General features: G+C 54.0%; 6 protein-coding genes and 1 pseudogene. 4 read left to right on the top strand and 3 right to left on the bottom strand.

Features of this window, described 5'->3' with window-relative positions; translation table 11 throughout:
• Positions 1-208, bottom strand: a pseudogene (locus CSQ89_RS11025) (helix-turn-helix domain-containing protein); the annotation flags it as partial.
• Between the two features lie 24 nt (positions 209-232).
• On the opposite strand from CSQ89_RS11025, the gene CSQ89_RS11020 reads away from it, so the two are divergent.
• Positions 233-940, top strand: coding sequence for a hypothetical protein (locus CSQ89_RS11020; RefSeq protein WP_158228966.1), 708 nt, complete (start codon positions 233-235; stop codon positions 938-940).
• 591 nt (positions 941-1,531) lie between these two features.
• Here CSQ89_RS11020 and CSQ89_RS11015 read toward each other — a convergent pair.
• On the bottom strand, positions 1,532-2,038 hold the full coding sequence (locus CSQ89_RS11015) for an RDD family protein (protein WP_099406211.1): 507 nt from the start codon (positions 2,036-2,038) through the stop codon (positions 1,532-1,534).
• Positions 2,039-2,576: 538 nt separating this feature from the next.
• Between CSQ89_RS11015 and ilvB the strand changes: the two genes are divergently transcribed.
• The 3 genes from ilvB to ilvC all read left to right on the top strand — a co-directional run bounded on the left by ilvB (position 2,577) and on the right by ilvC (position 5,933).
• Entirely contained in the window at positions 2,577-4,337 is a 1,761-nt protein-coding gene (ilvB, locus tag CSQ89_RS11010) for a biosynthetic-type acetolactate synthase large subunit (protein WP_099406210.1), read from the top strand.
• 13 nt (positions 4,338-4,350) lie between these two features.
• Positions 4,351-4,842, top strand: a complete 492-nt coding sequence (gene ilvN, locus CSQ89_RS11005; protein ID WP_099406209.1) for an acetolactate synthase small subunit — start codon at positions 4,351-4,353, stop codon at positions 4,840-4,842.
• Positions 4,843-4,916: 74 nt separating this feature from the next.
• Positions 4,917-5,933, top strand: a complete 1,017-nt coding sequence (gene ilvC, locus CSQ89_RS11000) for a ketol-acid reductoisomerase (RefSeq protein WP_099406208.1) — start codon at positions 4,917-4,919, stop codon at positions 5,931-5,933.
• A 70-nt stretch (positions 5,934-6,003) separates the two neighbouring features.
• On the opposite strand, the gene asd is transcribed toward ilvC, so the two are convergent.
• The gene (gene asd / locus CSQ89_RS10995) at positions 6,004-6,864 is read right to left on the bottom strand and encodes an archaetidylserine decarboxylase (protein WP_099406207.1); all 861 of its coding nucleotides are present in this window, start codon (positions 6,862-6,864) and stop codon (positions 6,004-6,006) included.
• Between the last annotated feature and the right edge of the window lie 70 nt (positions 6,865-6,934).

The raw sequence follows: 6,934 nt of genomic DNA, 5'->3' as shown, positions 1-6,934 counted from the left end.
CCAGCTTGAGTTGCTCGGGGCGGTTCTTGCAGATCAAGCGCTGGATGTGTAGTTCCTGATTGGCGCTCAGGCACCGCTGCTGGCCCAGCGAGCGCCCTGTGGGTTTAGGGGCTAGCGCCTTGAGGCCCCCGGCATCGGCCGACTTGACTGCGCTGCGCACCGTTCCCTCCGCCACGCCCAGGCTGACTGCCACTTCCTTGATGGGCATGCCACGCCGATGCAGCCTCACAGCTTGCTTGCGCCTTTCGTGCTGTTCTTGCCGCGACAGCTTGCGTCCGTCTTCTTTGTCCATTTCTATCAGTTGGGGGCGGACACCAATAAATCAACCCTTAGTTGCCGGGTGAATAAAGCGGTGAGTGCCGATGACTATCTGGTGGGCTTGCTCAAAGCAGAAGCGAGTGGCCAAGTAAGACGAGTTGCTTCACGCTTTGCCGTCACAGGCGAAGCGTTGGAGATGGCTACCGAAGCAGGGTTTACCGGTTGGGAAGCGGGTGAAGGGCGCAAGGCCATGCAGCAATGCTTTGCCGACTGGCTGCAGCGCTATGGCTTGGGGAACCGCGAAGATAGCCAGATACTCGACCAAGCCGAAGCGTGGTTTGCCGCCAATGCGTTTGCGCGCTTTATTGATTGGCACGATGCCGGCAGTGACCGTGAACCCATCATGCCCAACTGCGCTGGCTACCGGCGTCGGGGCAGCGACTCGATCTATTGGTTGGTGTTTCCAGGTGTATTTGCGGATGAGATTGCCGAGGGTTTCGACAAGATCATGGCGGCCAGTGCCTTGGTTAAAGCCGACATGCTCCAGGCGGGGAATGATGGCAAATCCACCTCGGTGCACAAGACGCCCGACCTACCCAGGCAGCCGAGACGTTTCTACAAATTCCTGGCCATCGTAAGAAAGGAAGGAGCAGAAGCAGAACCACTGCCGAGTGCGACATAAAAAACAGGTGTTACCGGTGTAACGGTGTAACCAATAAAAAAAAGCCTGTAAGGACAAGGGTTTAAAGTCAGAAAGTGGTTACACCCTGGTTACACGCGGCCAGAAATGAAGGTAACCAGCAGACCATTTCGCGCCTGGTTACACGGTTTGGTTACACGAAGCGCTGGGTGTGAAACCAGGGTGTAACCGCTGAAAGCCTTGTGCCACGGGGGTTTTAGCAGTTGGTTACACCGTAACACCGGTTACACCCACTTTTTGTGTGCTTATAGAGAAATAGGGGGAATAAATCAGGAGAGCAGCAAAACGGGCTTTGATTTTTGCTTTCTTCGGGACTGTTTTTAATGAGTGGATACAAATAGACGACAGTATTTTGGCATATGCCCCCTTTTGTGCCCCTGCTTGATTGTTGTGATGCTATGTGTGCGTTATAATTCAATTTGTTATACGTCAGTTTCGAGAGAGCGACTGGCCACGAGATACAAAAAAAACCGACCCAAACGAGTCGGGTTTTTCGTTTCATTAGTGTCATTTACTAAAGCCAAAGAACAAATGCCCCCCGACAATCAGCGGGCTCTTCTACGCTATCTCACCTTATTCACGCACCGTAGGCACTAGTACGATCTGAGTTCCAGCCACGCGATCATGAAAGAACTGGCCGTCACGATCCAACCAACTCCAGATAGCAGGCAACGCTGCCCACACACCCGCCACCCAGACAGCCCATTTCATCCCCGGTGCATGCTTAGCCCATAACCAAATCGGCACCAGTGGGGCATAAATCAGCAAAGCCAACACAAAACGGATCAGCATGGCTCGCCAACTGGGCGCCGACCCATCGCACGCTTGCAGGCGCAGACGCCAAGTCTTCATCGCCAGCGTTTGCCCAGAACGACGCCAGCACCAAGCGAAGTACACGAACAATAGCGATAGCAGATACCCAAACTCAACATAGCGGCGCAGTACCGACGCTTGTTCGCCACGCCAGAGCAATTGAAATAACATCCCCGCTGCCAATAAAACAGCGACTAGAAGCAACGTTTCATAACAAAGCGCCACCAAACGGCGCCAGCGCGGGGCTAAAGGGTACGTAGTCGTCATGCGCTGCCAATTGATTCCGTTCTAAAGAGGTCGCCACGATACGACTTCAGCCCTTGTAACGCCAGTACCGGCTTGCGGCGAAGCATTCCGGCCGATGGCTTGGCCCAGTTCAATAATCGTACTTGACCAGCTGGGTGTCGCTCGGCTATGTTCGGATATACCCTTTCCGCCACGGACGGTGCCCGCTTGCAACTATCTCGCAGGCACCACATCGGCAGCAGTCCTAGATGTTCGCCCCGCCGCCACAAGCAGCGCGCGGCGACGACCCGGTTGGCTTAGGCACACAGCAAGTGTGCTGATCAAAAGTCCTACAGGCTTTTTTGCTGCATTGGTGCAGTATTTAGTATTCGTTTTACAAGTTGGTCTGGGGCTTTTGCTCCGCGATTGCGTCGGTAATGGTGTTTTGTCTCGGCAGACTGGTCTGTTCGCGATACTTCATCCTGCCCTGCCATGCAGGGTATGACTCCGCCAGATGATCGTCCGATCACGCGATGCTGAATGCTGTTTTTGAAGTGTCCTCTCCACAAAGGAAGACATCATGGAAATATCCGGTGCGGAAATCGTTATCCGCTGTTTGCAGGAAGAAGGCGTTGAGTATGTCTTCGGTTACCCTGGCGGCGCGGTACTCGAAATCTACGACGCAATATTCAAGCAAGACAAATTCAAACATGTGCTGGTGCGCCATGAACAAGGCGCAGTCCACGCGGCAGACGGCTATTCGCGCTCTTCGCAGAAGGTCGGTGTCGCCCTGGTCACCTCTGGCCCTGGCGCTACCAATGCCATTACCGGCATTGCCACAGCCTATCTTGACTCCATTCCCATGGTGGTCATCTCCGGGCAAGTGCCGACACCGGCAATTGGCCTGGATGCCTTCCAGGAAGTCGACATGGTCGGCATTACCCGTCCTTGTGTGAAGCACAATATCCTGGTCAAGGATGTACGCGACATCGCCGGTGCGATGAAAAAAGCGTTCCATATCGCCACGACGGGCCGGCCAGGCCCGGTTGTCGTTGATATCCCCAAGGATGTGACGATAGCCAAAGCTGAATTCCACTACCCACAGTCGGTCAGCCTGCGCTCCTACAATCCGCCTTCCAAGGGACATCCGGGGCAGATCAAAAAGGCCGTCAATCTGTTGGCCGATGCCAAACGCCCACTCATCTACATCGGCGGTGGCGCTGTATTATCGAATGCTTCGAATCAGGTGACCGAACTGGTCAAGATGCTGGGCGTACCAGCAGTCAATACCCTGATGGCCTTAGGCGCTTTTTCGGGTTCCGACTCGCAGAACCTCGGCATGCTGGGCATGCACGGCTTATACGAAGCCAATATGGCAATGCAGCATTGCGATGTGCTCATTGCCGTAGGTGCACGCTTTGACGACCGTGTTATTTCGTCCCCATCGCACTTCCTCAGCTCACCAAAGAAGATTGTCCATATCGATATCGATCCAACCTCGATTGCCAAGCGCGTCAAGGTTGATATCCCCATCGTTGGCAATGTCCGCGATGTCTTAGAGGAAATGCTGGGTCTGTTGCGCCAAACTGGCGCCAAGCCCAATGCTGAGTACTTGGCCACTTGGTGGAAGCAGTTGGAAGACTGGCGCAGCCACGACTGCCTCAAGTTCGATATGGACAGCGACATCATCAAGCCGCAGTTTGTAGTGCAGAAGCTATATGAAGTAACAGGTGGCGAAGCTTTCATCACATCCGATGTCGGCCAGCACCAGATGTGGGCTGCGCAGTACTACAAATTCGACAAGCCGCGCCGGTGGATCAACTCCGGTGGCTTGGGAACCATGGGTTTCGGCCTGCCCGCCGCGATGGGCGCACAGTTAGCCAACCCCGATGCCACCGTAGCCTGTATTACGGGTGAAGCATCCATTCAGATGAATATCCAAGAGCTGTCCACCTGCAAGCAATACCACACGCCAGTGAAGGTGATAAACCTGAACAATCGTTATCTGGGCATGGTACGGCAGTGGCAGGAGTTCTTCTACGGTAACCGTTATTCCGAGTCCTATATGGATGCCCTACCCGACTTCGTGAAACTGGCCGAAGCCTATGGCCATGTCGGCATGAAGATCGAACGCCCAGCCGATGTCGAACATGCTCTGCGCGAGGCCATGAAACTTAAGGAACGGTTGGTGTTCATGGACTTCATCACCGACCAGAAGGAAAACGTCTTTCCGATGGTGCAGAACAACCGTGGCTTGAGCCAGATGGATCTGCCGCCCCATATGCGCCACCTGCAAAGCGGTGCGATCATCAAAGACCGTGACTACGGCAATCTGAGCTAAGGAGGAAAGCAACATGCGACATATTCTTTCCATCCTGCTGGAAAACGAAGCCGGTGCGTTGAGTCGGGTAGTGGGTTTGTTTTCCGCCCGCGGCTACAACATTGATTCGCTGACCGTATCAACCACCGAAGACCCAACCTTGTCTCGCATGACAGTGGTAACCACGGGCTCGGATGACGTGATTGAGCAGATCACCAAACAGCTGAACAAGCTGATTGAAGTGGTCAAGGTGATCGACCTGAACGAATCGGACCACGTCGAACGCGAATTGATGTTGATCAAGGTACGCGCCACCGGCAAGGACCGTGAAGAAATGAAACGGTTGGCCGATATTTTCCGCGGCCGCATCCTGGACGTAACCGAAAAGACTTACACCGTCGAACTGACCGGTGAAAGCTCCAAGCTGGATGCATTTATCGAAGTCGTAGACCGTACCCTGATTCTGGAAACCGTTCGTACCGGTGCCTCAGGCATCGGCCGTGGCGAACGCATTCTGAAAATCTGATTCTGACATTCCGACGCGCCGGTAATGTGCATGGCACACCGGCCCTCCCCAAGCACTGAAAAAGGACAAAGCAAATGAAAGTTTTCTACGACAAAGACGCCGACCTCTCCCTGATCAAGGGTAAGCAAGTCACCATCGTTGGTTATGGCTCGCAAGGCCATGCCCACGCACTGAACCTGAAGGATTCCGGCGTGAACGTGACCATTGGTTTGCGTAAAGGTGGTGCTTCGTGGAGCAAAGCCGAGGCTGCCGGTCTGCCGGTCCAGGAAGTCGCCGAAGCGGTCAAGAATGCTGACGTAATCATGATCCTGCTGCCGGATGAAAGCCAGCCGGCTGTCTACGAGCGCGATATCGCCCCAAACGCAAAACAAGGCGCGACCCTGGCCTTTGCGCATGGCTTCAATATCCATTACAACCAGATCGTGCCGCGCGCCGATCTCGACGTCATCATGGTTGCACCCAAGGGCCCTGGCCATACCGTGCGTTCGGAATACAAACGTGGGGGTGGTGTGCCTTCGTTGATCGCCGTCCACCAGGATAAGAGTGGCAAGGCTCGCGACGTTGCTCTGTCTTACGCCGCGGCCAACGGCGGCACCAAAGGTGGCGTTATCGAAACGAACTTCCGCGAAGAAACCGAAACCGATTTGTTCGGTGAGCAGGCAGTGCTGTGCGGTGGTGCGGTTGAACTGGTGAAAATGGGCTTCGAAACCCTCACTGAAGCCGGCTATGCACCGGAAATGGCTTATTTTGAATGTCTGCACGAGCTGAAGTTAATTGTCGACCTGATGTACGAGGGCGGCATCGCCAACATGAACTACTCCATTTCCAACAATGCCGAATTCGGTGAATACGTAACCGGCACCGAGGTAATCAACGAGCAGTCACGTGCTGCCATGCGTAATGCACTAAAGCGCATCCAAAACGGCGAATATGCCAAGATGTTCATCATGGAAGGTAAGACCAATTACCCCGCCATGACCGCTCGCCGCCGCTTGAATGCAGTGCACCCAATCGAAACCGTAGGCGAGCAGCTGCGCGACATGATGCCTTGGATCAAGGCAAACAAGTTGGTAGACCAAAGCAAGAACTAATTGACATTGGACACCTAAAGGAAAAGGCCGGCGATGCCGGCCTTTTCCTTGTCTATAGCAGAATTACAGCTTAGCCCTGCGAACTTACAGATTCATCAGCCATCAACTCGCCAAGGCGCACGCTAGACGCTGGCGACCATACTGGGTTGAATGCCAACGCCGGATTCGGGAAAAGCATAACGACGGTGGAGCCCAACAAAAACCGTCCCATCTCTTCACCCTGCTTCAAAACTATTTGCTTGTCTTGGTAATTCCATACCGTTACAGCCTTACGCCGTGGCGGGTTCACCACTCCATGCCAAACCGTGGCCATGCTGCCAACAATGGTGGCGCCCACCAAAATCAAAATGAACGGCCCTTTATTTGATTCAAACAAGCAGACCACACGCTCATTACGGGCAAACAAACCGGGTACACCGCGTGCGGTAGCAGGGTTAACCGAGAATAACTCACCGGGTACATAAATCATGCGCACCAATCGGCCATCACACGGCATATGGATACGATGATAATCACGCGGGCTGAGGTAGAGGGTGGCGAAGCTGCCATTCTCAAATTTAGCCGCCAGTACCGAATCCCCCCCCACCAATGCCGAGGTTGAATACCGATGCCCCTTGGCCTGGAAGATCTGATCATGTTCGATACGGCCAAATTGGCTAATAGCGCCATCCACCGGGCACACTAATGCGGCATCCGCCAACGGGCGAGCATCTTCCTTTAAAGCACGGGTAAAGAAATCATTAAAGGTGCGATAGCTATCTCTATCTGGATTAGCCGCTTCCGCCATATTGACGTTGTACCGCCCAATAAACGTACGAATCATCCAGCGAGTCAAAGGACCAGCAGACCAGCCGGCCAACACGCCCATGACCCGTGTCAGCGCCAACTTAGGCATTAGATATTGCAGGAAGACAAATAGCCGTTCAGACACGGTCAATCTCTATTAAGTAACAAGTCCGCGATTCTATCGCATGGTCAACCTATGAGCCCACCGTGAAGAC

Source organism: Chitinimonas sp. BJB300 (assembly GCF_002735695.1).
Taxonomy (GTDB): Bacteria; Pseudomonadota; Gammaproteobacteria; order Burkholderiales; family Chitinimonadaceae; genus Chitinimonas.
Note: the sequence above shows the minus strand (reverse complement) of the source record. Positions and strands in the feature narration are given on the sequence as shown.